24 protein-coding genes are annotated in these 25,408 nt (G+C 65.5%); 9 read left to right on the top strand and 15 right to left on the bottom strand.

The features are described 5' to 3' along the window. Position 1: 1 nt before the first annotated feature. The 9 genes from BLR19_RS04855 to flgK all read right to left on the bottom strand — a co-directional run bounded on the left by BLR19_RS04855 (position 2) and on the right by flgK (position 10,552). Positions 2–904: a hypothetical protein gene (locus BLR19_RS04855; RefSeq protein WP_091747816.1), complete on the bottom strand. Its 903-nt coding sequence runs from the start codon at positions 902–904 to the stop codon at positions 2–4. 94 nt (positions 905–998) lie between these two features. After that, the gene (locus BLR19_RS04860) at positions 999–1,649 is read right to left on the bottom strand and encodes an ABC-type transport auxiliary lipoprotein family protein (RefSeq protein WP_066551978.1); all 651 of its coding nucleotides are present in this window, start codon (positions 1,647–1,649) and stop codon (positions 999–1,001) included. Next, positions 1,646–2,584, bottom strand: a complete 939-nt coding sequence (locus BLR19_RS04865) for an MlaD family protein (protein WP_091747820.1) — start codon at positions 2,582–2,584, stop codon at positions 1,646–1,648. The genes BLR19_RS04860 and BLR19_RS04865 overlap by 4 nt, the downstream gene beginning before the upstream one ends. A 12-nt stretch (positions 2,585–2,596) precedes the next feature. Then, complete coding sequence (locus BLR19_RS04870) at positions 2,597–3,373, bottom strand: ABC transporter ATP-binding protein (protein WP_055804373.1); 777 nt, start codon at positions 3,371–3,373, stop codon at positions 2,597–2,599. Beyond that, positions 3,370–4,485, bottom strand: a complete 1,116-nt coding sequence (locus BLR19_RS04875) for an MlaE family ABC transporter permease (RefSeq protein ID WP_091747823.1) — start codon at positions 4,483–4,485, stop codon at positions 3,370–3,372. The genes BLR19_RS04870 and BLR19_RS04875 overlap by 4 nt, the downstream gene beginning before the upstream one ends. Positions 4,486–4,713: 228 nt before the next feature. After that, the gene (locus tag BLR19_RS04880; protein ID WP_091747826.1) at positions 4,714–6,168 is read right to left on the bottom strand and encodes a UdgX family uracil-DNA binding protein; all 1,455 of its coding nucleotides are present in this window, start codon (positions 6,166–6,168) and stop codon (positions 4,714–4,716) included. Then, a complete protein-coding gene (locus BLR19_RS04885) occupies positions 6,168–7,406 on the bottom strand; it encodes a putative DNA modification/repair radical SAM protein (protein WP_066551986.1) in 1,239 nt (412 codons plus the stop codon). Before BLR19_RS04885 ends, BLR19_RS04880 begins: the two co-directional genes overlap by 1 nt. A gap of 66 nt (positions 7,407–7,472) precedes the next feature. Continuing rightward, on the bottom strand, positions 7,473–8,438 hold the full coding sequence (locus BLR19_RS04890) for a flagellin (RefSeq protein WP_091747829.1): 966 nt from the start codon (positions 8,436–8,438) through the stop codon (positions 7,473–7,475). After that, positions 8,435–10,552, bottom strand: a complete 2,118-nt coding sequence (gene flgK, locus BLR19_RS04895) for a flagellar hook-associated protein FlgK (RefSeq protein ID WP_091747832.1) — start codon at positions 10,550–10,552, stop codon at positions 8,435–8,437. Before flgK ends, BLR19_RS04890 begins: the two co-directional genes overlap by 4 nt. Positions 10,553–10,941: 389 nt before the next feature. Here flgK and BLR19_RS14965 point away from each other — a divergent pair, with 389 nt between their 5' ends. The 7 genes from BLR19_RS14965 (at position 10,942) to BLR19_RS04930 (ending at position 20,506) form a co-directional block, all read left to right on the top strand. Further along, positions 10,942–12,810, top strand: coding sequence for a flagellar hook-length control protein FliK (locus tag BLR19_RS14965; protein WP_255366442.1), 1,869 nt, complete (start codon positions 10,942–10,944; stop codon positions 12,808–12,810). Between the two features lie 4 nt (positions 12,811–12,814). Continuing rightward, positions 12,815–13,543, top strand: a complete 729-nt coding sequence (locus BLR19_RS04905; protein WP_091747835.1) for a flagellar hook assembly protein FlgD — start codon at positions 12,815–12,817, stop codon at positions 13,541–13,543. Positions 13,544–13,590: 47 nt separating this feature from the next. Next, positions 13,591–15,348: a flagellar hook protein FlgE gene (gene flgE / locus BLR19_RS04910; RefSeq protein WP_176758268.1), complete on the top strand. Its 1,758-nt coding sequence runs from the start codon at positions 13,591–13,593 to the stop codon at positions 15,346–15,348. Positions 15,349–15,520: 172 nt separating this feature from the next. Beyond that, positions 15,521–15,805, top strand: coding sequence for a CtrA inhibitor SciP (locus BLR19_RS04915; RefSeq protein ID WP_026108337.1), 285 nt, complete (start codon positions 15,521–15,523; stop codon positions 15,803–15,805). Between the two features lie 91 nt (positions 15,806–15,896). After that, entirely contained in the window at positions 15,897–17,108 is a 1,212-nt protein-coding gene (mnmA, locus tag BLR19_RS04920; protein WP_091747841.1) for a tRNA 2-thiouridine(34) synthase MnmA, read from the top strand. Positions 17,109–17,267: 159 nt separating this feature from the next. Beyond that, a complete protein-coding gene (locus BLR19_RS04925) occupies positions 17,268–19,652 on the top strand; it encodes a TonB-dependent receptor (RefSeq protein ID WP_091747844.1) in 2,385 nt (794 codons plus the stop codon). A 164-nt stretch (positions 19,653–19,816) separates the two neighbouring features. Next, on the top strand, positions 19,817–20,506 hold the full coding sequence (locus tag BLR19_RS04930) for a response regulator (RefSeq protein WP_176758269.1): 690 nt from the start codon (positions 19,817–19,819) through the stop codon (positions 20,504–20,506). 6 nt (positions 20,507–20,512) lie between these two features. On the opposite strand, the gene BLR19_RS04935 is transcribed toward BLR19_RS04930, so the two are convergent. From BLR19_RS04935 to BLR19_RS04945, 3 genes are all read right to left on the bottom strand, one after another. After that, positions 20,513–20,863 carry a VOC family protein gene (locus tag BLR19_RS04935; RefSeq protein ID WP_091747850.1) on the bottom strand — a complete coding sequence of 117 codons (351 nt, stop codon included), beginning with the start codon at positions 20,861–20,863 and terminating at the stop codon, positions 20,513–20,515. Positions 20,864–20,924: 61 nt separating this feature from the next. Beyond that, positions 20,925–21,626 carry a helix-turn-helix transcriptional regulator gene (locus BLR19_RS04940; RefSeq protein ID WP_091747852.1) on the bottom strand — a complete coding sequence of 234 codons (702 nt, stop codon included), beginning with the start codon at positions 21,624–21,626 and terminating at the stop codon, positions 20,925–20,927. 49 nt (positions 21,627–21,675) lie between these two features. Then, the gene (locus BLR19_RS04945; RefSeq protein WP_017504587.1) at positions 21,676–22,164 is read right to left on the bottom strand and encodes a winged helix-turn-helix transcriptional regulator; all 489 of its coding nucleotides are present in this window, start codon (positions 22,162–22,164) and stop codon (positions 21,676–21,678) included. Between the two features lie 180 nt (positions 22,165–22,344). On the opposite strand from BLR19_RS04945, the gene BLR19_RS04950 reads away from it, so the two are divergent. Then, on the top strand, positions 22,345–23,193 hold the full coding sequence (locus BLR19_RS04950) for a thioesterase family protein (RefSeq protein ID WP_091747855.1): 849 nt from the start codon (positions 22,345–22,347) through the stop codon (positions 23,191–23,193). Positions 23,194–23,248: 55 nt separating this feature from the next. Beyond that, the gene (locus tag BLR19_RS04955; protein ID WP_017504585.1) at positions 23,249–23,527 is read left to right on the top strand and encodes a hypothetical protein; all 279 of its coding nucleotides are present in this window, start codon (positions 23,249–23,251) and stop codon (positions 23,525–23,527) included. A 1-nt stretch (position 23,528) separates the two neighbouring features. Here BLR19_RS04955 and BLR19_RS04960 read toward each other — a convergent pair whose 3' ends face one another. Genes BLR19_RS04960 through queC form a run of 3 tightly spaced genes read right to left on the bottom strand, consistent with a single transcriptional unit; the run spans position 23,529 to position 25,260 of the window. Next, the gene (locus tag BLR19_RS04960) at positions 23,529–23,897 is read right to left on the bottom strand and encodes a 6-pyruvoyl trahydropterin synthase family protein (protein WP_091747858.1); all 369 of its coding nucleotides are present in this window, start codon (positions 23,895–23,897) and stop codon (positions 23,529–23,531) included. Beyond that, complete coding sequence (gene queE / locus BLR19_RS04965; protein ID WP_091749120.1) at positions 23,897–24,532, bottom strand: 7-carboxy-7-deazaguanine synthase; 636 nt, start codon at positions 24,530–24,532, stop codon at positions 23,897–23,899. The genes BLR19_RS04960 and queE overlap by 1 nt, the downstream gene beginning before the upstream one ends. Further along, complete coding sequence (gene queC / locus BLR19_RS04970) at positions 24,529–25,260, bottom strand: 7-cyano-7-deazaguanine synthase QueC (RefSeq protein WP_091749117.1); 732 nt, start codon at positions 25,258–25,260, stop codon at positions 24,529–24,531. Before queC ends, queE begins: the two co-directional genes overlap by 4 nt. Positions 25,261–25,408 lie beyond the last annotated feature (148 nt).

Consider the following 25,408-nt stretch of genomic DNA (forward strand, 5'->3'; position numbering starts at 1 on the left):
GTCAGGAAAAGACGTCGGTCGACTGACCGCCTCGAAGCCCATTCCAGGCCGCTGCGAACGGGGCATACAGCACCGCGAGTTGCAGCGCGGCGAGGAAGGCGTTGACGATCGACGACACCAGGATCGCCGGCCAGGCCTGCATCAGGATCTGACCCAATCCCTCGCCGTCGAAGCGCGCCAGAGTCTGGATGCCGCCGGTGGCGAGGTCTGCGGCTGCGCCGATGATCATGCCCAGGATGCTGACGATCAGGGACATGATGATGGCGATCACGGCCATGCCCAGCAGCGACCAGAAATGCCCCTTGGTGGCGGCGAACGATTCCACGATGGTGATCTTGCGGCGATCGATCGTCATCGGCACCGCAAGGCTGAACTTGATCGCCAGCCAGACGATCAGGGCGAAGACGGCGAAGATCAGCAGCACGCCGGCCAAGATCAGCAGCGCCTGACCCGACGCCGCGCCGAAACCGATGGCCGCGCCGACCACCATCATGCCGACGCCCGACGCCAAGCCGACAGCCAAGCTGACGATCAGACTGACCGCCAGAACACGGACCTCGTCCATACCGAGGCGCAGATAGCCCCACGACGACTCGTCCGGCCGCAAGACGGAGCGCGCCACCGCCGCGCTCAGAACCGCGCCGACCAGAAGGCCGATGGGCGCGGCCCAGATCAGGGCTCCGGCATAGGTCTGGCCCAGGGCCTGAAACTCCGCCATCGACGGGTTGGCCGACTGTTCCAGCGCTTCGCCGGCCGCCATCAGACTGGCCCACTTGTCTGCACCCAGGCCGAACATGGCGACATAGACGGCCAAATAGACCAGGCCCCAGGCGACCGCGACAATCGGATGCCGGCGAACGACTCGGAAGCCTTCGAAGGCCGCGTCGGTGGCGGAAAAACTCATGACAACTCCGGGAGCAGATTCGCGGCGCACCGTAGCGCATCCGCAAGCCTACGTCCCGCACCGCCGCCGTCCCGGCATCATGCGTTCGATTGCCTCAGTTCGCGGAGGCGATCGTCCAGTCCGCGATCTGGGTGTTGATGTCGCGCGTCGCCGTGTCGAAGGCTGCAACGATGGCGGACACGCGATTGTCGCCGGCGGGCTGGGTCACGGTGAACACCCGCTCGACCGAGCGGCCTTCCTCGGGACGAATGGTCCCGCCGCCAGCGCGCCTCTCCGGGGTGGAGCGTAGTTGCGCCCGTGCGGTCACGACGACATCCGGCACGGCACCGGGCGCCGCGTAACGCGCCTCGAACGTCGTGACCGTGACCTGCAGGATCAGCGGCGGCGTCCCCGGCTCGCGACGACCCAGCACGCGGATGCGGTCGGCGCGGTTGGCGAAGGCCGCCTTCAGGCTGTCGTCGAACAGGGTCGAGGCTGGCGACACCCAGCGTGCGCCGCCGATATAGGCCGTCTCTAGACCCGTGACGCCCAGGATCTTGTCGTCGCCGGTCGCCTGCGGGAACTCGATGCGGCGGATCGAGACCGTTAGAGGCGCAGGCGTGTCGCCCACCGCCGACGGCGCGGCCATCGGCAGGCCGAACCGATAGTTCTGCACCGGGTCCGGCGACGACAGCAGGGCGCACCCGCTCAGCGCGGTCAGGACAGCGGCGGACGCCGCCAGTCGAAGGACAGGACGAAGGATCACGGCTGCACCTCCAGCTCTTTGGATTTGGGACGACCGATGAAGTCGCGCGGGCTGGCGCGGACGTCATCGATCAGGGCTTGCAGAGACCGGGTGGCGTCTTGCAGCTCTTCAATCGTGCCGGTCAGTTGCGGCAGGCTGGTCGTCGCAAAGTCACCCAAAGGACGCTCCAGCCCCGTGATCGAACGGTTGGCCGACGCGATCGCCGTGCGGGCTTCCGCCGTCGCCGAGTTGATATTGGCGATGGCTTGGCGACCGTCCGTATTGATGATCTGACGCGTGTCGACGGCCAGGGCCTGGTATTCCTTCACCGCCGCGTTGGCGTTGGTCACGGCCTCTTCCAACTGCTGGAAGATGGCCTTGCGGGCTTCCAGTTCAGTCGTCAGCGCTTCGACGTTCTTCACACTGGTGGAGAAGCTGCGGATATTGTCATCGGACATGACGCGGTTGATCCGGTTCAGCGCATCCACGGTCTGGGCCAGAACCGTGCCCGAACCACTCAACAGTTCAGCGATCGGCGACGGCTGGCTTTGCAGCACGGGCACGACATTATCCGGATACTGCTCTTTCAGCAGGGCGCTGTTGGGCGAGCCCGCGGTGATCTGGATGTAGTTCAGACCGGTGATGCCTTGCGGCTCCAGCTGCGCGCGCGAGGTGACGCGCACCGGCGTCGTGCCGTCAACGCGGACACGGGCGATGACTTGGTCGCCGCGCTTGGTGTCGATGTTCAGGTCAGTGACCTCGCCGACGCGGATGCCGTTGAAATGCACCTCGCCGCCTTCGGACAGGCCATTCACCGGCCCATAGAAGACGATGTCGTACATGTCGTAGTCGCTGTTGAACTGCAGCCGGGCCAGCCAGATGGTGAACACCGCCAGAGCCGCCAGAAGGGCGACGGTGGCGATGCCGACGGCGGCGTAATGTGCGTCTCTTTCCATGATCCGCTCTCCTCAGGCGGCAGACTTGGTGGCTGCGCGTCCGCGCGGCCCCAGGAAATATTCTTTGATCCACGGATGGTCGGAGCCTTCCAGCTCCTGCACCGTGGCCTTTTCCACGACCCGCTTGTCCGCCAGCACCGCCACCTTGTCACAGATGGCATAGAGCGTATCGAGGTCGTGGGTGATCATGAAGACGGACAGACCGAGGTCGTCCGCCAGTTGCCGGATCAGATCGTCGAACGCGGCCGCGCCGATGGGGTCCAGACCCGCCGTCGGCTCGTCCAGAAACACCAGTTCTGGGTCCAGCGCCAGCGCACGGGCCAGGCCGGCGCGCTTCTTCATGCCGCCCGACAGCTCGGCGGGCTTCAGGTGGTGGTGCTCGGGCTTGAGGCCCACCATGGCGATCTTGAGTTCGGCCAATTCATAGATGATCGCTTTGGGCAGTTTGGTGTGCTCGACCAGTGGCGAGGCGACGTTCTCCAACACGCTCAACGACGAGAACAGCGCGCCCTGCTGGAACAGGATGCCGGTGCGGCGCTCGATGTCCGCCGACTGATCGTCGGTCAGGGTCGCCCGGTCGTAACCCAGCACCTTCACCGATCCGCCCTCGGGCTCTTTCAGTCCGATGATGGTGTTTAGCAGCACGGTCTTGCCCGCGCCCGATCCGCCGACGACGCCCAGGACTTCGCCGCGCACCAGGTCGAGGTCGAGGTTTTCGTGGATGGTGCGCTCGCCGAACTGGCTCAACAGGCCGCGCACCTCGATCAGGTTTTCTGGTGCTTCGGTCATATGTTCAGCTCTAGGAAGACCAGGGCGAACACGGCGTCCAGGAAGATGATGGCGAAGATGGCTTGCACCACGGCGGCTGTCACGCGCCGGCCCAGGCTTTCGACATCGCCGGCGACCGACATGCCCTGACGGCAACCGATGGCGGCGATCACCAGGGCGAAGACCGGCGCCTTCACCAGACCGACCATCAGATGCTGGGCCATGGTGCCATCTTCGACCAGACGCTGGAAGAAGAAGGACGGACCGAGATTCAGCGAGCTCCAGCACACGACCAGACCGCCGACTAGACCGCCGATCATGCCCATGAAGGTCAGCAGCGGCAGCATCAGCACCAGCGACGCGACGCGCGGGATCACCAAGGCCTGGAACGGATTGACGCCCATGACCTGCATGGCGTCGACCTCTTGGTTCATCCGCATCGATCCGATCTCGGCCGCAAAGGCCGAAGCCGAACGTCCAGCCAACAAGACCGAGGCGATCACCACGGCGAACTCGCGGAACATGGCTACGCCGATTAGCTGAACCGCAAACACCTGAGCGCCGAAGTCGGTCAGCAAATCCACGCCGATGAAGGCGATGACGGCGCCGATGAAGAAGTTGGTGATCATGACGATCGGAATGGCGTCCAGCCCGGCGCGCTCGGCCTGACTGACCCAGGCCGGCCAACGGATGCCGCCGGGATGTTTGGCGGCTTCCACCACGGCGGCCATCAGCCGACCCAGGAAGGCCAGCGACAACATGGCCTCGCCGCCGAAATCGTACACGCCACGGCCGATCTTGGCGAAGGTGCGAACGAAGGCGCTGGGGCGTTTCGGCGCCGGGGCGCTTTGGCGCTCCAGCAGTTCGATCATGTGATAGATACGACCGGCCTCCGGTCGGTCCTTCCACTGGCTCTTGGAAAGGCGGCCGCTTGAGGCCTGCACCAGAGCCAGCGCGCCGGCGGTATCGAAGCGACCGAGATCGGAGGTGTCGATGCTGGCGATATCGCGGCCTTCCAGATCGCGGCTCAGCTCCGTCGGCAGACGACCCAGCGCCGTGGTCGTCCAGTCGCCGGTCAGGCGCAGACGGGCCTCGCCATCACTATCGACGATTTCATATGCAGCCGTGTTCATCGCGCCCCTGAAGACCGGTCTGACATCGCGATTTTCCCCTGACCCTCTGAACAGACAGCCGAAATCCCTGCCGCGCTAATGGTCAAGCCGGCATTCGATGTCAACGCGCGATGACATTCGCGCGGATGTTTGTCGATCGACCGTGTCGAGATCGCCTCCCCCGATGAAACGTCCAACGGTCACGCTGGCGCTGATGCCAAACGCGGCCGAACGGGATTCGTTCTCGCGTCACCTCATACGACGCTGCACGGCCGCCAGATCCTCAATGAACAACCGCCTCGCCTCGGACTTCGCCGCCTCGTCCGACAGACGCAGCAGATAGGAGGGGTGGACCGTCAGTACGGCGGTCGATCCGTCGCTCAGGTCGAGCGGCGCGCCGCGTTCCTGCATCACAGCCGGCTTGCGACCCAGCAACGCCAGACCCGCCGTCGCCCCCAGGGCCAGCACGACCTGCGGCTTGATCAGCCTTCGCTCCGAGTCCAGCCACCAGCGGCAGGCCTGAACCTCGCCCGCATTCGGCGTCTTGTGCAGGCGACGTTTGCCGCGCGGCTCGTGTTTGAAGTGTTTGACCGCGTTGGTGACATAGACGTCGGATCGATCAATGCCGGCCTCGGCCAGGGCTGCGTTCAGCACCTGTCCCGCCGGCCCGATGAAGGCGCGGCCTGCCAGATCCTCCTGATCGCCGGGCTGTTCGCCGACGATCATCAGACGCGCCGACTTCGGCCCCTCCCCGCACACGCCTTGCGTCGCGTCGCGGTAAAGCGGGCAACGGCGACAGGCCTGAACGCCGCTGGCGACATCGTCTAGGTTTTCGGGCACGGCCTCGGCGTCGGGACGCGCCAAATGGAGGTCAGGCGCGACGGCGCGCGCGAAACGCGGATTGGGCTGAGGAGACGGCGTGGCGACCATGGTCTCGGTTCGAACCGACGAGGCCGCGACCAGTTCCGGGATCAGGGCGGCTTCCGGCAGGTTCTTCCAATAGGACTTGGCCATCTCTCCCTGCATCGTCTTCACCTTCAGCCGCGCGGGATTGAAGGTCGAGGCGTAGTAGGTCTTCCAGAAATCCTCGATCTCGTCTTCGGCCGGCGCCATGTCGCGGGTGGCTGGCGGGCCGAACCGCAAGGCTTCTCCATCCCAAAAGGCCGAACCATCCGGCGTCAGGATCGACCAGCGCATTGTCGTGAACCGCCGCTGGAAGAAGGGCGCGGTCTTTTCCAAAACCCGATGCGGCGGCTCGAACCACGCCACCCAAGCTTCGCCCAAATCGTCATGCACTTGGCGAAAGCGAACGAAGGCCTTCATCTTGTGCGAGGCGCGGCTGACATTCTTGACCCGCTCGAGCGCGTCGGCGACGTCGCGGTCCGAAATGACCTTGATCAGGTCCGGCTCATCCTTCAGCCGCCACAGCAGCCGATACATCAGATCGAAACGGTCAGCGGATCGATGCAGGATCAGGTTCTGGGCTAGGTCCACGAACTCTTTCGGGACGTTGAAAGCTCTGCGCTCATCTGGCGTCGGCGACGCCTCTTCGGCAATCGGCTGATCGAAAAGCCCGCCCTGTTCCATCGTCCCCGCCACGACGAACCGCGCCGCCGCAGGCTCCACACCCGCCAATCGAAACGCGCGCGCCGCCTTTCGCCAGCCGTCGAAGTCCGTCTCACCGTCCAGCATCACCACCGCCATCAGAACAGGCTCAACTGCTCGGGCGTGCGGCTGGTCACGCGCGCCTTGAGGTCCGCCGCATCCGTCAGACCGCCTGGCGTCCAGTCCAGCGCCGTGATGAAGGGCCGAATCTTGGCCACCGATCGCGTCAGTCGTCCGACGTCCTCCAGCCGCAGGGTCCGATAGCGGCGCACCGAGACGATCCGGTCCACCGCCTTCACGCCCAGCCCCGGCACACGGAGCAGCATCTCGCGCGGCGCGCGGTTCACATCGACGGGGAACTGCTCGCGCTTGTTCAGAGCCCAAGCCAGTTTGGGGTCGACCGCCAGATCGAGCATGCCGTTCGATGCCCCCTCGCCAATCTCCGGCGCGGAGAAGCCATAGAACCGCATCAACCAATCGGCCTGATACAGCCGATGCTCACGCATCAGCGGCGGCTTGGACAGCGGCAGGATCGAACTGGCGTCCGGGATGGGGCTGAACGCCGAATAATAGACGCGACGCAGGCCGTAACCGCCGTAGAGCGAGGCGCTGCGATCCAGGATTTCCGTATCCGGCGCGCCGTCGGCGCCGATGATCAGCTGGGTGCTCTGGCCGCCCGGCGCGAACTTCGGCGGCTTGATCTTTTCACGTTTGGCCGGCTTGGCCGCCTCGACGCCCAGGCGCACCTGGCTCATCGCCTTTTTAATGACCCCGACATCCTTTTGTGGCGCAAGTCGCGCCAGCGCCTCGTCGCGTGGAAGCTCGATATTGGCCGACAGGCGGTCGGCATACAGTCCCGCCATCTCCACCAGCTTCGGATCCGCCTCCGGAATCAGCTTCAGATGAATGTAGCCCCGGAAATCGTGGACTTCCCGCAGCGTCTTGGCCACCAGGACCAGCTGCTCCATCGTATAGTCGCCGGATCGAATGATGCCCGACGACAGAAAGAGGCCCTCGATATAGTTGCGCTTGTAGAAGTTGAGCGTCAGGTCGACGACCTCGTCGATATCGAACCTTGCGCGCTCCACGTTCGACGACACGCGATTGATGCAATAGGCGCAGTCGTAGATGCAGAAGTTGGTCAGCAGGATCTTGAGCAGACTGATGCATCGACCGTCCGGCGTATAGGCGTGACAGATGCCCATGCCCTCGGTCGAGCCGATCCCCTTGCCGCCGACGGAGTTTCGTTTCGACGTTCCGGACGACGAACACGAGGCGTCATACTTGGCGGCGTCAGCCAGAACGGAGAGTTTTCGACGCAGATCGAGACGGGCCATCGTTCATGATACGTTCCAGAACGGTGTTTGGTCCAGCGTTGCCGTTTTCTTTTTCGAAACGACGACTTAACGCAGCAGATTGAGCAGCGACGTGCTCTTCAGCGAGTTGATGATCTGGGCCGAAGCCTCGATCGCCACCTGCGCCATCTGCAGATCGGTGATCGCCCGTGCCGGATCATAGCCGGACTTGTCCTGCATCATCTTCTGCAGGGCCGTCTTCTGATTTTCCTGGGCGTCCAGCGCCGTCTCGACGTGGTTCTGGATCAGACCGTTTTTGGCCGTCTGGTTCGTCAGTCCCGCATTCGCCTTGTCCAGTTCGCCCATCTGCGCCTTCAAAAAAGCGGTGACGTTGGCGTCCGGCTGTCCCGTCAGCGTGCCCGCGCCGGCTGGCGTATAAGTTACGCCGCCGACGGTCACCGCAGTGCCGTTCTGGAAGGCCTGAATGTTGCGGAACACCTCAGTCAGCGGCCCGCCGATCTCGCTGGCCAGAAACCCGGTCTCGACCGTGGTCTTCTCGTCGATGCGCGACTTCTGCTTCAGGGTGTCGTTGGCGAAGGTCGCGGCGGTGGACGCCGCCGCCGTCAAATCGGCCATGGTCGCGGCCGTGGCGGGAGCGATGTCGCTTTGGCCGCCCGCAAACAGGTACGAGCCCTGGTGTTCCGCGTTCAATCCCCCCTGAACCGTCTGATAATTCAGACCGAGCTCGACCATCAAATTGTCGATCCGCCCGGCGGCCAGGCTGTTTGCAATGGCCTCGCGCGCCGCATTGCCGCCTTCGTAGATGCGGCTCATAGCCAGATCCTGAGCGCTCAGCCGCGCCTTCACGGCCTCGCCAGTGGAGATGAAGCCCTCCAGTCGCGCCTGGGTCGATGTCAGGCTGGTCAGTTGCTCGGCGCCTCGGCCATAGCCGGACATGTCGGTGGCGATCTTCTCGCTGTCGATCCGCTCCTGCGCCTGCTGCGCGCGGCCCTGCGCGTTCATCAGGCTGAGCAAGGCCGACTGGTAGTTCCCGTGGGTCGCGACGCGCGTCATTGCAGGATTCCGATCAGTACGTCGTACATGTCCTTGCTCGCCTGGATCAGGCGCGCAGAGGCGTTATAGGCTTGCTGGAAGGTGGTCATGTTGACCAGTTCCTCGTCCATATTCACGCCTTCGGCCGAGGTGCGGCGGCTGTCCGCCTCCTTGGCCAGGGCGCTTGCCGTTTCGCTGCGGGTCTTTGCGGCCGAGGCCTTGCCGCCGATCTCGCCGGCGAAGTCCGCCGCATAGGACGACAGGGTCTTGGTCCCGCCGGCATTTCCGCCGGCCGCAGCGAAGGCGATGTTCGTCTTGCCCACATCGCCCAGCGCCAGGCCGCCGCGCCCATCGTTTTTGCTCAGCGCCGGCGTCCCCGCCGCCGCCGACAGGTTCAGTTGCGCCAGGGCCAGCTTTCCGGGGTCCTGCTGGATGTCGCTGCGCACCGTATAGGCGCCCGCCCGCGTCGATCCGGTCGCGCCCAGGCCGAACAGTTGCGACATCGAAACGCCGGACGGATCCTGGGTCGTATTGTCCTTCACGACGCTCATCGACGTCGCCGACGGGTCGTAAGCCTTGAAGGACAGCTTGCCTACCGCATCCAGGCTGAAGGCCCCGTAGCGGCCGACGCCGGTGATGGGATCGTTCAGCGCGCCCAGCATCTCGCCCATCGTGCCCGTCCCGGCGGGCACGGACACGGTGATGTCGCGAAGGCGCGCGCCGGACGGACCGGCAAAGCGCAAGGTCAGGCTCTCGCCCGGATCGAATCCGTGCTGAGACGTCAGGGTCAAACCCGTGTCGTAGAAGGTCGGCGTCGTCGTGGCGACCAGGTCGTTCAGGCCGAACCAGTGCGAGAATCCACGCCCGCCCTTCGTGCTGGGCGATGTCGCATCGTCGGCGATGGCCACGCCGTTTCCGGCCGCCCCGTCCAGGCGCAGCTGGCCGTCCGAGAAGCTCGCCGTCGCTGTGCCGCCCAGCTGGGCGTTCAGCACGCTGAGGAAGGTGGTCGGATCGGCGCCGGCGCCGTTGATCGTCATCACGCCGCCGGAAAAGACGATCCGGGCCGAGGCCTGCACCACGCCCGACGCATTGACCGTCGAGATGGTAGTCGTGCCGGTGAAGCCGGTCAGGGCGTTCTCCAGCGACTGGCCGGTGTTGCGCCCCGTCAAGGTGGTCGGTGCAGGAACGCTGCTGTTTGCGTTATGGGCGCGGTTCAGTTCGTCCGCGAGTTTGGCCGTCAACTCACCCAGGCGCGCGGCGGCCGCTGGCGCATCGACATCGCGCATCTCGACCAGACCCCGGATCTGACCGGACGACACGCCGTCCAACAGCGGCCAGCGCGTGCCGCTGGGCTCGGTGATCATGATGTCCGAGAAGGCCGTCATGGCGTCCACAGTGCCAGCCGCCTGATACGACAGCGTCGCCGCCCCCTCGCCCACCAGGGTCGTGCCTGTGTTGGTGCGCAGCGTCACGCCGCCGTTCGAGCGCGCCTCGACCTTCACATCCATATATTTGGACAGTTCGTTGATCAGGCCAAGTTGGGCGTTCTGGGCGCCAGTCACATCCTCGTTCGTCACCGTGCCGGCGGCGATGGTCTTGTTCAGCTTGGCGATCTGTTCCAGCAGCGGATTGACCGTTTCGACCGCGCTCAGCAGCCGGCCGTCCGCCTCCTGACGCGCCGATTGGATCTGTGACGCGATGCCGGCGGCCTGATTGAAGATCGCTTGGGTCTTGTAGATCGTGTCCTGACGCCCGGCCGAGGACGTCGGGCTTTCGGCCAGTGTCGCATAGGTGGCGAACAGCTTGTCGACCTGGGCGAAGAAGTTGCTGTCGCTGCTGGGATCGCCGAACTGGTTTTGGATCTGGTCGTACAACTCATAGCGCACGGTCTGGCGCGCGGCGTCCGCACCGGCGCTGAGGCTGGCCGCCTGCAGGAAACGGTCTGTCGCCAGACGCACCCGTGTGACATCGACACCCGAACCATAGCCATTGGTGACGGCGGCCGACTGATCGGCGACCTTGCGGATGTATCCGGGCGTATCGACGTTCGCGATATTGTCGGCGGTGATGCGCAACTGCGACTGGGCGGTCTTCAGCCCTGACGTCGCAATGTTCATGATCGAGTTCAGCGACATTGACGCGTCTCCCTCGCCCTACCCGGCAACCGCTGCATCGCGACGCGCAGTTCTTGCCCAGCCACGCGCCACGCCCGCTCGCACAAAGCGTTGTTTTTCCACAGGATCATCGATCGGACGGCGGTCATGATGGGAAAGACGCGCAAAGGTCGGGCCAATCGGATGCAGGCACCCCGCAGGTCGCTGATCGGCAGCGCCGCGAAGCCGGGCAAAAAGTGGCGAGAGCGCGGCAATAACGACCGCCGCCCGTCAGACCCGCAGCCCCCGAGGCTACACTTTTCCTTGTTTTTGCTGGCTTATTTTCTTGGCCCGGCCCTTGCGTCGAAGGCGGCGAACTCTTGGGCGCAGCAGGCGCCGTCGTCGCTCCTTAAGAAAGCCGTCGCGCTTCCATGTCCACCGCTTCCGCCCTGCTCGCGCCTGCCGCTCTGGTTTCGACCGGAACGTCGGCTGCCGCGCTGGGCGCAGAGTCAGCCGATGCGGGCCTGTTCTCCAGCAAGGTCGCCGACGCGCTGAACACGGGCGTCCACGGCGCGCCGGTCGAACGGATGACGCCCGGCCGTCTGACGGGCGCTCGATCGCTGGGCGTCATCATGGCCCAGCCCATGACGGCCGAGCCGGACGCCGACACGCCGACCCCGACGACCGACACCATTCCTACTATCTCGGGCGAGATTGCAAACTCCGCAGCTCAGCCTTCCCTTGCGGACGAGCAGCAGATCGGCACGGACACGGCCGCGAATGACGACGATAGCTCTGGCCTTGTCGCCTCAACGCCGTTTACAGCCGCGCAACTGACGCCGGCCGTTCCGGTCGCTCAATCGATCGTCGTCGCGGGCTCGTCGGCCATTTCCGAGGACGCGGCGGAAATCCCTGTCGATCCACAAGCTCCCAAAGATGTTTCGTCAGTCGCATTCGTTGCGCCAGAGGCCGCAACGTCCGCGTCGATGGTCGCTACGACTGCCCGTTCTGAAACGGATATGGCAGGCAAGCCTGCATCATCGCTTGGCGAACAGGAACTCGAAGCGCGAAATGTCTTGGTTGCCTCGACCGCTCAAACGGTTCTTTCCGAACTCAGCGAAATCCTGACCACCAAGGCGCCGGTCACCTCTCCGGTCGAAGCGAAGACAGCGATTGAAATCGGAACTGAAAAGGCCCCAACCGCCTCCGCTCAGACGGTGACGGTGAGCGATAGTGCAAAGCCTGCCGTTATCGGCATGGTTGATGCTGGGCCGCGCTCAACTGAACCGCCGGCGCCTGCGAATTTCGACGCTGCGACCGCCACGACGATCCAGACCGCTGTCGCCAACACCGACAAACCGGCCGCTCCCTCGCCCATAGCGCAGTCCCTGGCGGCCGCTCAGATCCCGGCCGCTCAGGTTCAGATCGCCGCCAACGCAACGACGCCCAGGCCCTCCGCCATAGCCCCCGCCGACGTCGTCGCAGCCCTCAATGAAGCGGCATCAGAACAGCCGGCAGAGGCTGCCCCGGCCGATACGCCGAAGCCTCCGACCTCGCTTCAGGCCGCTGCACCCCTGCGCGGCAACCTCCATGGCGCGCTGGACCAGACCGGAGAAACCGCCGTTCCTGCGGCTCAAACGGCGACGACCGAAGACGCCACCCCTTCCAGCACCGCGATCCAAGTCGCCGCCAAGCCGGCGTCGCCATCCGCCAAGGCAGTCGAGGCCACGACCGGCGGTGTCGCTACGCCGGAGCCAGCGTCGCTCGAAGCCCCGACCGCAAGCCCCGCGCCGGCCGATGCGCAGCCTGCTCGACAGGCCGCCGCGTCCAGCCATGCTCAGGGCCTGTCCACCCTGTCACGTGCCACCGTCGAGACCACCGCCCAACTCGCCGCGCAGATGGCCCGCAAGCTCGAAGGCCGCTCGACCCGGTTCGATATGGTGCTGACGCCCGAAGATTTGGGCCGCGTCGATGTCAGTCTTGAGATCGGCAAGGACGGCCAGCTGTCCGCTCGCCTGGCCTTCGACAATCCCGCCGCAGCCGCCGATCTGAAGGGCCGCGCCGACGAACTGCGTCGCCAGCTTCAGGAGGCCGGATTCCAGGTCGCGGGCGACGCGCTCGACTTCTCGCAACGCGATCCATCTGCGGGCGGCGGCGCCTTCGAGCGCCAACAGCAGCGCAACGCCCTGTTTGCCGGCGGCTCTCGTCTCGCAGCCCAGGCTGACATGCCCATCGTCCCGGCGCCTGGCGCCTGGATCAACCATTCCCTGACGCCTGACCGCGTCGATCTGAAGGTCTGACCCCATGGTCGACGCCGTCACAACCTCCGCCGCAGCGGGCCGCATCACCGGCGGCACCAAGGCCTTGGCCTCGAACTTCGAGACCTTCCTGACCCTGCTGACCACGCAGATGAAGAACCAGGATCCGCTGTCGCCACTGGACTCCAATCAGTTCACGGCCCAGCTGACCCAGATGGCCGGCGTGGAGCAGCAACTGCTGACCAACGACCTGCTAACCAGCCTGCTGGCCGCCCAGGCCGGCGGCGGTTTGGACAACGCCGCCAACTACATCGGCAAGAGCGTCACCGCCGCCTGGACCGCCACCGAGTTCAACGACGGCAAGGCCACCTGGGCCTACGAGTTGGGAGCCGACGCGGACAAGGCCACCTTGCAGGTCATCGACAGCAAGGGCGTCGTCGTCTGGGAGGGCGCCGCGCCCGACAAGAAGTCCGGCCTGCACACCTTCTCCTGGGACGGCAAGCTGAAGGACGGCGGCACGGCCGAAGACGGCGGCGTCTATACCCTCAAGGTCGCCGCGACCGACGCCACAGGCGCCAAGGTCGACGCCCAGGCCCTGATCCAGGGCCGCGTCACCGGCGTCGAAATGTACAACGGCGCGCCGTACCTGGTGATCGGCGACTCCATCCTTCCGCTCTCGACCGTGATCTCGCTGAACGAGATCAAGGCCCAGGCGGCCAACGATACCGACGATACGGAGAATCCGAACGTCCCCACCGAGGAGGCGGCCGCATGATGCGATCCGCCGCCTTCCCGATGACCTCTATTTAAGGAGCGTTCTTCATGAGCCTCAACAGTGCAATGCTGGCCGGCGTGTCCGGCTTGGCCGCCAACTCCGCCGCCCTGGCGGCGATCTCCCAGAACATCGCCAACGTGAACACCGTCGGCTACAAGCGCACGGCCAGCGAGTTCCAGACCCTGGTCAACAGCCAGACCGCATCGGGCGGCAGCTACTCGGCCGGCGGCGTGACCACCAACACCCGCTCCTACGTCAGCCAGGAAGGTCAGCTTCAGCGCACGACCTCCAGCACCGACCTCGCCGTCAACGGTCAGGGCTTCTTCGTCACCACGACCCAGGCCGAGAACGTCGGCGCGACCGACACCCGCCTGTTCACCCGCGCCGGCGCCTTCACCGTCGACAAGCAGGGCTATCTGAAGAACAGCGCAGGCCTTTATCTGCAAGGCTGGCCGGTGGACTCCAACGGCGAGATCTCGACCGATCCATCCGACCTGTCGCGCCTGCGCTCGATCAACATCGGATCGGTGGGCGGCACCGCCGAACCGACCACGCGCGTCCAGATCAACGCCAACCTGCGTTCGAGCCAGGAATCGTCCTCCGCGGCCAGCGCCCAGTCTTACAAGGGCGTGTCCGATACGGCGACGCCGGCCGTGACCCACGACGTGTCGGTCCGCTACACCCGCACCGGCGCCAACAGCCACGATCTGGTGATCAAGTCCGGTTCGCAGAAGATCGACGCCTCGGCGACCTTCGACCCGACCACCGGCGCCATCACTGGCCTGACGATCAACGGCGCGAACGCCGGCTCGGCGACCGCGATCGGCACGCCGCCGACCCAGATCCAGTTCACGCCGGCCAGCGGCCCCGCCTATACGATCAACCTCTCGGACGTCGGCTTGGGCAACGAAAACGTCGCCAAGACGAAGTACGACCCGTCGGTCAACTCCATGGCGATGTACAACGCCGACGACGACAACCCCGTCGGCGTGAAGCCCGACTTCAAGATGAACATCCCGGTTTCGGACTCCAAGGGCGGCCAGCGCAATCTGGAACTTCGCTTCCTGAAGAGCGACGAACCGAACATCTGGTATGCGGAAATCGTGTCTGTGCCGGCCAGCGACGTGATCGCAGGCGCGCCCTACGCCAACGGCCAGATCAAGACCGGCAAGATCGCCTTCACGCCGTCGGGTCGCCTGGACGTCGACACGATGAAGGCCTGGCCCGCAGGCACGGGCCTGTTCGATGACCCGACCATGGCGACGCTGAACTTCGGCAAGTCCGACCCCGCCAATCTGACCATGCCGGCCGGCCAGGTCGCTTGGGCCGACGGCCTGGGCATCGCCGCCCAAGCCGTCACGCTGGACCTCAACACCTCGGCCGGCGGCCTCAGCCAGCTGAACACGGCCTCGGTCGTCCAGTCGACGGTCACCAACGGCACGGCGTTCGGCAATCTGAGCGAGATCAAGATCGACGAGGGCGGCTTCGTCACCGCCATCTTCGACAACGGCGTCATGCGCCGCATCGCCCAGGTCGCGGTCGCTACTTTCCCCAGCCCCGACAGCCTGCGTGAAGTGTCTGGCAACGCCTACGCCGTCAGCCTTCAGTCCGGCACCTTCAACCTGAAGGCGGCGGGAACGGGCGGTGCGGGCGAGATCGCGGCCAAGCAGCTGGAGTCCTCGACCGTCGATCTGTCGGCCGAGTTCACCGGTCTGATCACCACCCAGCGCGCCTATTCCGCCTCGTCCAAAATCATCACCACGGCCGATGAAATGCTGGCCGAGCTGATCAACATCAAACGCTGATCGGCGAGTAAGTAAGCGTTAGTCTCGATGAATCGTCGCGCAAGCAAGGTTTACAGAGTCGTTCAGGAAGGGGCGGAAGTTATCCGTTCCTTCACCACGACCCTTAAACGGACCTTAGTCGGGGACGCCTACCTTCATGACACTACGGTGTTGGTGAAAGAGGCATAAGCCCATGTTGCAAGAGCGACGCCTTAATAGCAAAGGCGAACAATACGTGGTCGGACCGACTGGCACGCCCCTGACCCTTAACGACCTGCCGCCGTCCAACACGGACCGGTGGGTGATCCGGCGCAAGGCCGAGGTCGTCGCCGCCGTTCGCGGCGGCCTGCTCAGCCTCGACGACGCCCTGGCGAAATACCGCCTGACGGCCGAAGAGTTCCTGGCCTGGCAGAAGGCCATCGACAAATGGGGCATGCAGGGTCTGCGCACGACGCGGATCCAGAGCTATCGCTCCTGAGGGTTTCCCCGAAGACGTTAAGGGCCGCATCCGGCGACGGGTGCGGCCCTTTTCTTTTGCGGGCCTCGAAATCGCGCCGGTTCCGCACTAAATGGCCGCGATGACCCTGGTCGAAGATTTCTGCCCCGTTCCCGACATCGCGCGCACCGACATCGATGCGGCGGTCGAGAGCGCGCGGGCGGCGGTCGGCCTGCCGGTCGGCGCGCGCGTGGTGGCCGCCATGTCGGGCGGAGTGGATTCCACCGTCGTCGCGGCCCTGCTGCACAAGGCGGGCTACGACGTCGTCGGCGTGACGCTGCAGCTCTACGACCACGGCGCGGCGCTGAAGAAGAAGGGCGCCTGCTGCGCGGGTCAGGACATTCACGACGCGCGTCTGGCCGCCGACATGATCGGCATTCCGCACTATGTCCTGGACTATGAGAGCCGGTTCAAGGACGCGGTGATCGACCAGTTCGCCGACAGCTATCTGAAGGGCCAGACGCCCGTCCCCTGCATCCGCTGCAATCAGACCGTCAAGTTCCGCGATCTGCTGGCCGTCGCCCGCGATCTGGGCGCCGAGGCGATGGCCACGGGTCACTACGTCCGCCGCGCGGTCGCCGGCAACCGCTCGCAGATGCGTAAGGCCATCGACCATTCGCGCGACCAATCCTACTTCCTGTTCGCCACCACCCAGGACCAGCTGGACTATCTGCGCTTCCCCCTGGCCGATCTGGAAAAGCCACAGGTGCGCGGCGTCGCCGCCGAACTGGGACTGAAGATCGCCGCCAAGCCGGACAGCCAAGACATCTGCTTCGTGCCTTCCGGCGACTATCGCACCCTGATCGACCGCCTGCGTCCGCAAGGGCGTGAGGCCGGTGAGATCGTGCATATGGACGGCCGGGTGCTGGGCCGGCATGCGGGCATCACGGACTACACGATCGGGCAGCGCCGCGGCTTGAACGTCGCCGTGGGCGAGCCGCTGTTCGTGACCAGCCTGGAGCCCGAAACCCGTCGCGTCATCGTCGGCCCGCGCGAAGCTCTGCTGACGGCCAGTCTGACGCTGGAAGAAACCAACTGGCTGGGCGACGAGGCGACCATCACCGAGGCGGCCGAGGCCAACATCCCGGTCCTGGCCCGTGTCCGCTCGACCCGCCAGCCCTCGCCAGCGCGCCTCGCCCTGATCGACGGCGATATCCGCGTCGTCTTCGACGATGGCGAAGAAGGCGTCGCGCCGGGCCAGGCCTGCGCCCTGTATGACCTGACGGACCCCGAACGCGTCCTGGGTGGCGGCTTCATCCGCGACACGACGGCGGTCGTCGTCTAGCTCTGGCCCAAGTGTGGAGACGATGTGGAGGTGCGGTGGACCTTGGTTGCAGGTTTCTCTCAACCTCGGACATCAAAGATGCACCGGGCTGTTGCACGGCTGTAAACTGCGCATCGCAATGACGGCGTAATCCCCGCCCCGACTAAGCAGGGGATAAAAATGCATCGTCAGACCAAACTGCGCCTTCAGCTGCTGCTGGGGACCGCCCTTCTCGCCGCGCCCGTTTCCGCCTTCGCCCAAACCGCGCCGGTCCAGACCGCGCCGGTCCAGACCGCGCCGACGGCCGCCAGCGCCGAGCCGGCCGGTCTTGACGACATCGTCGTGACCGCCACCAAGCGCGAAACCAACCTGCAAGACACGCCGATCTCGATCTCGGTCGTCAACGCCGAAGCCCTGGCCGATCGCCACGTGCAGAGCCTGATGGACCTGGCCGACGGCAGCGTCCCCAGCCTGCGCATCGCCACCTTCGAGGCCCGTCAGTCCGCCCTGACCATCGGCATCCGCGGCATCGTGCCAAACGACGCCAACCAGCCGGCTCGCGAGCAAGGCGTCGGCGTCTACGTCGACGGTGTCTATCTGGCCCGCCAGCACGGTCTGGCCGCCGCGCTGCTCGACATCGAGCGCGTCGAAGTTCTGAAGGGTCCGCAAGGCACCCTGTTCGGCCGCAACACTGAAGGCGGCGCCCTGTCGCTGGTGACCAAGAAGCCCACGGGCGTGTTCGGCATGCGCGCCATCGCCGGCGTCGGCAATCTGGAGTCCTACAACTCCGAACTGCACGTCGACTTCCCCGCCCTCGGCGACTTTGCCTTCAAGGTCGATGGCATCATTTCGGTCCAGGGCCCGGTAACCGAGAACATCCTGCCGGGACAGACCGGCTTTGGCGAATATGACCGTCGCGGCCTTCGCTTCCAGACACGCTGGACGCCCGCCGAAAACTTCACCGCCACCCTCGCGGCGGACATCAGCAAGGACAAGAACACCCCGTTCTACAGCCAACTGCTGAACTTCAACCCGAACGGCCTGACCGTCGTGCCGTTCACCTCGACGACGATCCGTTCCGTCAATGGCACGCCCGTCGAAATCCGCGCTTTGTCGCCCCTGGTCCAGGTCGAGGGCTCCAATCGGATGACGCAGGCCGACATCGGCGTGCCTCAGCAGTTCAGCGTCGACGACACGCGCGGCATGGATCTGCACCTGTCGTATCGCCCGACCGACTCGCTGGAAATTCGTTCGATCACGGCCTACCGCGATCTGGACGTCGAGCAGTATGACAACATCGCCGGCGCCCACCGTCCGCCGGTCGTCGGCCCGAACGGCCGCTTCAGCCGCTATTCGCTGGCCGGCTTCTGGCAGCATCAGTTCAGCCAGGAACTGCAGGCCGTCGGTTCGCTGGGCGACAGCATCGACTATGTCGGCGGCGTCTTCTACTTCAAGGAAACGGTGTCCGACGACGCCGCCACGCCCTCGACGAACCAGTGGAACGCTGACGGCACGGGCTACACCATCCTGGACCCCACCCCGACGATCCGCGGCTTCCGCTCGCTGGACCGCAAGTCCACCGCACACTCGGAATCCAAGGCCGTCTACGGCCAGGCGACCTGGACCCCGGCCAGCATGGACGCCCTGCACCTGACGGTCGGCGGCCGCTACACCTGGGACGACAAGGACGGCGTGCTTGAGCTGGTTAACAATGCGCTTCCCGTCGTGAACGGCGTGCAGGGCGTGTTGCGCTTCAATTCCAAGGTCGATCGCTTCGACCCGCTGGTCACCCTGGCCTATGACGTCAGCAACAACATCAACGTCTACGGCAAGTATTCGACCGGCTACCGCGCCGGCGGCGCCTCCTCGCGCTCGCTGACCTACCGCTCGTTCGATCCTGAAGAGGTCAAGGCCTACGAAATCGGCCTGAAGAGCGACCTGTTCGACCGCCGCGTCCGCTTCAACGCGGCCGTCTACGCCATGGACCGCACCGACAGCCAGATCGACTTCAGCCTGGTCACCGTCCAAGGCGCATCGACCCGCAATACGCTGGAAACCATCAACGCCCCGGGCACCACGAAAATCCGCGGCGTGGAGTTGGAAGGTCAGTTCCGAGCGACCGACAACCTGACCCTGTCGGCGTCTTACGCCTATACGGACGCCAAGGTGCCGGACACGGTGAACCCGTTCAACGGCCAGGTGCAGCAGGTCTTCATCGCCTATACGCCCGAGAACGCCGGCAGCGTCGCCGCCGACTGGAACTCGCCCTTCATGGGCGCGACCCTGAAGGCGCACATCGACGCCAACTACGCCGATGCGGCCCACAGCTTCGAGCAGTTCGCGATCAAGGCCGACTCGTCCTTCGTCGTGAACGCCCGCGTCGCCATCGCCGATATCACGACCCGCGACGGCGGTCCGCTGCTGGAAGTGGCCCTGTGGTCGCGCAACCTGCTGGACGAGACCTACGTCTACCGCCGCGATCCGTCGAACCGGAACACCCTGGGCGACTACGGCAACTTCAACAACCCGCGCACCTTCGGCATCGAGCTGCGCGCCTCCTACTAAGCGTTCCTCCCGAACGACCGACTGGCCCCCTTCCGCCACGGCGGGAGGGGGTTTTTCTTCGTCTGCGTGAAGGCTTTGCGACGGCGATATGAAACTTCACCGCAGCCGTCCGGTTTTGCTGGACGACGCGGCGATCTGGCGCGATGGCGGCTTTCGGAGACGCCATGAGCCCCCTGATCCTGATCGCCGATGACGCCGCCGAAGGCGTCGAAATCCTGGACGCCGCCCTGCGTCGGGACGGCTTTCGCACCGTCGTCGCCGCCGACGGCCAGCAGGCGGCCGACCTGCATGCGTCGCTCAAGCCCGATCTCGCCCTGCTCAGCGTCCGCCTGCCTGTGCGCGACGGCTGGGATGTGCTGGGCGAACTGCGTCGGCGCGGCGAAACGCCCGTCATCATGGTCGGCGACCGGGACGAGGCCGCCGACAAACTGCAGGCGCTGCGGATCGGGGCGGACGACTATATCGCCAAGCCGTTCAAGCCGGCCGAGGTCACGGCCTCCATCCAGACCATCCTGCGACGCAGCGGCGGCGGCCGGGCCGCCAAGACCCTTCGCGTCGGTCCGCTTGAGGTGCAGTTGGAGAACTATCTGGCGGCGATCCTGACGCCATCGGGCAAGCGCCGTCTGGACCTGACCCTGACCGAGTTCCGCATTCTGGCCCACATGGCCCGCACGCCCCTGCGCGTCTTCAGCCGCAGCGAGATCATGCAGGCCTGCTTCCCCAATCAGGCGGTGCTGGAACGCACGATCGACAGCCACGTCAGCCACCTGCGCCGCAAGCTGGACGCCGCCGACGCCGCCGGCCTGCTGAGCAATGTGCGCGGCGTCGGATACCGACTCGAAGCCGAGGTCTGATCACCTTCACGCCGCGACGGCGTAGACTCTCAGCCGATGGCCGTCCGGGTCGCTCGCCACGAAGCTGCGGCCCGGCGCGGCGTCCGTCGGCGGCGTCAGAATGCGCGCCCCGCGATCCCACCAGTCGATATGCGCCTGATCCACCGCCTCGGCGCCCTCCAGCGGAAAGTCCACCTCGCACACCTCGCGCCGATCGTTGGCACGCCGCAGCAGCCCAAGAGCCCGGCCCGAAGTCAGCTTGAACAAGGCCCGGTCCGGTCCCGCCACCACAGGCCGACAACCCAGCAGACTGGCATAAAAGCGCGCGCTGACCTCCGGGTCCGCAACGTCCAGAAGAATATCCTCGATCTCACTCATCAGCCCGGCCCCTTGTGTTTCCAACACGCCGAACCCTAGCCTTCGCTGCTGCCAGTTTCCGTCAGCAGCCATCGCCTGACCGCGATCTTTCGTGCGCCTCGCGCCAGGTCTTCATCAGCGCCTGTCGACGCGTCGGATAGCGCGCCTCCATCACTTCCGCCTCGACGATGCGGTCGGTACGGAAACTGCGGAAATCACCGCGCAGTTCGCACCAGGCGATCAGCAATCTTACTCGGTCGAAGAAGGCCAGGGCGAACGGCCAGACCACACGCTCGGACGCCGACCCCGCCTCGTCGCGGTAACACAGCTTCAGCCGTCGCTCGGTGCGGATCGCTTTCCTTAATAAGGCCGGATCGACCCGATCCGCCGGGAACGGCTCGCCCGGCACGACCAGCAGGGTCGATGTGTCCATCTCGTCGCGCAGATCGGGCGGCAGCACCGCCGAGATCCGTCCCAGCGCCGCCAGCGCCGCATCACGCATGCGCGGATCGGCGCGGTCCGCCACCCAGCGCGACCCCAGCACCAGAGCCTCGATCTCTTCCGGCGTGAACATCAGCGGCGGCAGCATGAAGCCCGGCTTCAGCACATAGCCGACCCCCGCCTCCCCCTCGATCGTCGCCCCTTGCGCCTGCAAGCTGGCGATGTCGCGGTAAAGCGTCCGCAGGCTGACGCCCATCTCCTCGGCCAATACCTGCCCGCTCACCGGCCGACGATGCCGCCGCAGGACATTCAGCAGATCGAGAAGGCGTTCAGAGCGGGACACCCCGCGATCCTAGCAGCCCTGCTGCCAGAAAGCGTCAGCAGGAACGGGCCTAAGCCGCTTCCTTGGGCATCACGTCGCCGACCGTCGGCCGGTTCTCGGCGCGGGTCAGGGCGATATCCCTCGGTTTGACGATCTCGCCGCAGCAGCCGCACGCGATGCGCGGGGTCAGGGAATGGCCGCAGGTCTTGTGGACCATGTCGATGCCGCTGTCGGCATCGCCATAGACGTGTTTGTTACCCCAGCCGTGCAAGGTGACCAGAACGCCGTACAGATCCTTGCCTTTGGCGGTCAGGACATATTCATTGCGCGGCGGGCGTTCGGAATACAGGCGCGGCTCCAGCACGCCGTGCTGAACCAGGCTTTTCAGCCGGGCGGCCAGGACGTTGCGCGCCACGCCAAGATTGTCCTGCCACTGTTCGAACCGGCTGACGCCGTTGAAGGCATCGCGAATGACCAGCAGGGTCCAGGGATCGCCGATCACCTCAAGCGTGGCGGCGATGGAGCAGCTTTGTCGGCTGTAGTCGGCGGTGCGTCCCATAGGCGCGAAAGTGACGCCGCGTCAGGCATTTGGCAAGGGTTGCAAATCCGAACGCTCCAAGTCAGTCTTGTTTCGCAACGGACGTGCGAGCCTCCCGGTTCGCCGCCTTGTCCCTCGGACTTGGGCGGGAGATCGTCATCAGGTCTTCCGCCGCTTCTTCGCCTGACGCAGGATTGCGCAATGACGCCGCCCATCTCCCTCGACGCCGCCCTTACATTCCAAGTCCTCGAAGACGGCGGTCTGTCCGCGCCCGTGCCGGGTCATTTCTCGAATGGCCCATCGAGCATGGCGCCGGAGAAGGGCTTTCCGTTCGGCGGGCTGCTGGCGGCCCTTTGCGCGCAGTCGATGCGACAGGGACTGGCGCTGACGGCGCACCTTCGGACCCTGTCAGTCCAATATCTCTCGGCGGCAAGGTTCGGTGAACAGGTCGCCTTTCGCCCTCGCCTGCTGCGCGGCGGCCGCAATGTTCTGTATGCTGCGGTGGAGGCCGAGCAGGACGGGCGCATGACCCACCATGCCACCGGCACCTATGGGCTGGACGCCGCGCCGCCTCCGCTGACGCCATTGCACGCGCCGCCCCCGCCGCTGGATGGACTGGACCCCAAGGCCACGATACGCGGGCCGATGTCGCCGCACTTCGCCCAGCATGTCGAATACCGCTTCGACGGCGGCCCCAACATCCTGGGCGGCAATGAGAGCAAGCCGGTGATCGAGCGCACATGGATGCGGATGGCCGACGGCCGGCCCTTGGATGAGGTCGGCCTGTGTTACCTGCTGGATGCGCTGTATCCGCCCGCCTGGACCGCATCCAAGACCCCGGCCGCCATGACCACCGTCGATCTGCGCATCGACGTCCTGACCGATCCGACGCCGCAGAGCGCGCCGGACGGCTGGGCCTTCTTCGAATTCAGGATGCTGGACCTCGGCCTGGGCTGGACGGTGGACGAGGCGATCGCCTGGGGCGCTGATGGAACGCCGCTGGCGCTGTCGCGCCAACGCCGCAAGCTGCTGCCGCAACGTCCAGCCTGAAGTCAGCCCTCATTCATCATTATCGACGACTATTCCAAATCTCTGGAGTGTCGCCATGCGTCGTCGAAATCGCCTCGTTTCCGTATCCCAAGTCGTCGTCGTGCTGGGCGGTTGTCTGATGTTGCAGGGCTGCCTTGTCGGCGCCGTCGTCGGCGGGACCGCTGCGGTCGTCGGCGGCACGGCGAAAGCCACCGGCGCGGTCGTCGGCGCCGGGTTTGACGCCGTCACCACCTCGGACGAGGAAACCAAACTGCGTCGCGAGCGTGAACAGCGCGACTATGAACGCGAACAACGCCGCTGCGAACAGCGCCAGCGTCAGGGCAAACGCTGCTAGGTCAGAGATTTAGAACGCACCGCTCATTGATCGTCGGCCGCGCCACCTGAATTCGGCAAAGGCCCGGCCACTCGGGTTTCAGCGTCTTGGCGAACCACAGGCACAGGTTTTCCAGACTGGGCAGCTCCAGTCCCTCGTGCTCGTTCAGCATGCCGTGATCCAGCGTCTCGGCCGCCGCCTTCAGCGCCCGGTCAAGCGCGCCCAAATCCGCGACCCAGCCGTGTTCGACGTCCAGGACCTCGGACCGCACCGTCGCTTCGACCGTGAAGGAATGGCCGTGGACGCGGCGATAGATGCTGCCCTCGGGCTCGTTCGGGAAGTGGTGAGCGGCGTCGAAGGTCGCCTGTTTGGTGATCTCGAAGACAGGCATTAGCGGACGCCGATGTATTTGTGGGTCTGGACGCTCAGGCGCCACTGCGGGTGGGTCAGGCAGTATTCGATGGCGGCGGCGGTATTCTCGACCTGATCCGGCCCGTCCATCGGCTGAAGCCAGAACCGTTCGAAATCCAGATGCTCGAACCGATCTGGCATGGCCTTGGGCTGGGGAAAGACCAGTTTCAGCTCGGTCCCGCGCGTCTGCACCACATCCGCATCGGCCTTGGGACTGATGCAGATCCAGTCGACGCCGTCCGGAGCCGCGATCGTACCGTTCGATTCGATGGCGATCTCGAAACCGCGCGCATGCAGCGCGTCGATCAGCGGCGCATCTAGTTGCAACAAGGGCTCTCCGCCGGTGCAGACCACCAGCTTCGGATCGCCTTCACGCCCGCGCCACATCGCCGCGACGTGATCGGCCAGCAGGTCCGGCGTGGCGAACTTGCCGCCCCCATCGCCGTCGACGCCCACAAAGTCGGTGTCGCAGAAGGTGCAGACGGCGTTGGCCCGATCCTGCTCGCGCCCGCTCCACAGATTGCAGCCGGCGAACCGCAGGAAGACAGCCGGCCGCCCCGCCTGTCCGCCCTCGCCCTGAACCGTCAGGAACACTTCCTTCGCCGAATAGGTCATCGCCCCGACGCCCATTCGTCATAACCGGCCGCGCGCAGTTCGCAGGCCGGGCAAGACCCGCAGCCATAGCCCCAGGCGTGTCGATGCGTCCGGTCGCCCTGATAGCAGGTGTGGCTATCCTCGATGATCAGCGCGATCAGCCTGTCGCCGCCTATCCCGTGCGCCAGGTCCCAGGTCTGGGCCTTGGTAAGCCACATCAGGGGCGTGTCGATGACGACCGGTTTGTCCAGCCCCAGCGACAGCGCCCGCGCCATCGCCTCCATCGTCTCGTGGCGGCAATCCGGATAGCCCGAATAGTCCGTCTCGCACATGCCGCCGACCAGCACGTCCAGCCCGCGCCGATCCGCCAGCGCCGCGGCTGCGACCAGAAAGATCAGATTGCGGCCCGGCACGAATGTGGTCGGCAGGCCACGCGCGTCCATTTCGATCTTGCGGTCGGCGGTCAGGGCGCTCTCGGCGATCCTGCCGTATCCGGTCAGGTCCACCACATGGTCATCGCCCAGGCGATCGGCCCACTGCGGCAGGGCCGTCTTTATTCCGTCGCGCACCGCCTGACGCGCCTGCATCTCCACCAGATGGCGCTGGCCATAGTCGAACCCGACCGTCTCCACCCGCTCGAACCGCTCCAGCGCCCAAGCCAGGCAGGTCGCGCTGTCCTGCCCGCCGGAGAATAGAACAAGTGCCGTATTGCTAGCGGTGGGGGAGGTCTTTTCCAGGATGACGCTCATGACGAATCTGCGGTCGGCCGTTTGGCCGCGCGCATGCACAAAGAGATGGAGACCTAGATGGGTCGGGCGGGCCTCATACACCAGACCCCGCCCGTGAGCAAAAAAGGCGGATTTGCGTCTTGGATGACGCCGCTTAACTAATCCGCAA

Source organism: Brevundimonas sp. 374 (assembly GCF_900102995.1).
Taxonomy (GTDB): Bacteria; Pseudomonadota; Alphaproteobacteria; order Caulobacterales; family Caulobacteraceae; genus Brevundimonas; species Brevundimonas vesicularis_C.